General features: G+C 30.5%; 2 protein-coding genes. One reads left to right on the top strand and one right to left on the bottom strand.

From position 1 onward, the window contains the following. Positions 1-237: 237 nt before the first annotated feature. Positions 238-663, top strand: coding sequence for a DUF1573 domain-containing protein (locus tag B4I81_RS11680; RefSeq protein ID WP_291110831.1), 426 nt, complete (start codon positions 238-240; stop codon positions 661-663). 30 nt (positions 664-693) lie between these two features. Here B4I81_RS11680 and B4I81_RS11675 read toward each other — a convergent pair. Then, positions 694-1,821, bottom strand: a 1,128-nt coding sequence (locus tag B4I81_RS11675; protein WP_291110829.1) for a PDZ domain-containing protein, incomplete at its 5' end; no start/stop codon positions are given.

The raw sequence follows: 1,821 nt of genomic DNA, 5'->3' as shown, positions 1-1,821 counted from the left end.
ACAAAGATATGAGCCCCGATGGGAGCGGCACCTCGTAAAGCGGACAGCGGGAAAATGGATTACAAATAAGTCCCGAGCCATTCGCTCCTAAAAATACCTAAACGTAAACTTTGGTATGTTTTTTGTGTTATTAACTGCAAAAGTAACTATATAACGAAAATAAAAAAAATGTTAGGAGTAGTTTGTTGGTTGCTTATATTTAATTATTTTTACAACAACCTATTAATTTATAAGATGATGAAAAAATTACTTGTTTATTTAACCCTACTGATAGGAATTTTTTCCTTTGCTCAATCTGGTGCTAAAATTGAATTTAAGGAAGAAACCATTAATTATGGTGAAGTTGAAAAAGGAAAAGATAACGGAATACGTATTTTTGAATTTACCAATACGGGAGATGCGCCTTTGGTTATCAAAAATGCCAAATCGAGTTGTGGCTGTACGGTTCCAGAATGGCCAAAAGAACCTATTGCTCCTGGAGGAAAAGGTCAAATTAAGGTTCAATATAATATGAATCCGGGTCCAATAAGTAAAACTATTACCATTGAAACCAATGCTACTAACAAAGAAAACGGTATGATTCCACTAAGAATAAAAGGAACTGTAGTTGTTAAGGAAGAAGTTAGTCCACTACTAAAAAAGAAAACGTTTCCAAATTCATAAAGAAGAGTCCCATTAAAAGTGGGACTTTTTTTATAGAATTTTTTTCAATTGAAATTTATATTTTATCTGCTCACCATTTCGCTCGACTAAAATCGAAATCCATTTACCATCTTTTGATTGAAATAAATCCATTATCCATTGCATCGTCAATTGATGGGCTTGTTTATTATTAATTTTAAGGATTTTATCTCCTACTTGTAATCCTGCCTTTTCTGCGGGAGAATCTTTACGAATTGCATGTATTGAAAAAATAGGTTTTAGCTCAAATTTTTGTGTGAATTTTAAATCATCATCAAAAATAATTTCATTTTGATTAGCTGTTCTTTTTGGAGGCTGAACTCTTACAATTTGATTGATTAATTGTAAACCTGCATGCTGAATTTCTATACCCGACATGTTATATTCAAATGGAAGGGAAAACAAATTGTTTTTTTTGAAATAAAATTTCTTGTTTTTATAATCTAAAAACCAATTGAATCGTTTTAAAACATCGCCACCAATAGAACCATTTCGACCATTATTAATAAGAATTTGATTAAAAGCAGTAGTGTCTGGATATGAAACCAAAGCCTTTTTTAAAGCAAATCCACTAAAATCAATTTTATCAATTCTAGATCTTTTACCATTTATTTCACCCGACAGACCAACCCCAAGAAAATCATTAAAAAAATCAGTATTACATTTCAAGGTATCGTTTTCAAACAACCAAAGTCCATCGCCTAAACCAGAATCAAAGAGCACGTTAAATATTTGACTTTCATCATTTAAAGTTATTGGAATTTTAACATATGGTTTCTTTTTAATTAGCGATACTTGCAATGTATTAAATCTTTTTAAACGAGAATCATTAGCTTTAAGTTCTTCTCTATGGAGTATTACTAATTTGTGCTCGTAATCAATTTCTACTAGATATGATTCAAAAAAACGACTCCCAATTATTCCATTAATGGGCAATCCTAATTTATTAATAATGCTAATATCTTGATCAGGTAAAAAAAGAACATCAAAATTAGAATCTGCATACTCATTTACAGATAACAAATTGTTTTTTAGCCTATATCCCGAAACAACATTGCCATTTCCAACCCCTTTGATTGAAATTTTATCTTTTTCATCAAGATTAGAGAGTAATGTATCTTGGGGTAAATCAAATAAAAT

This window comes from Flavobacterium sp. UBA6195 (assembly GCF_002422095.1).
Taxonomy (GTDB): Bacteria; Bacteroidota; Bacteroidia; order Flavobacteriales; family Flavobacteriaceae; genus Flavobacterium.
This window is presented reverse-complemented; position numbering and strand designations above follow the sequence as displayed.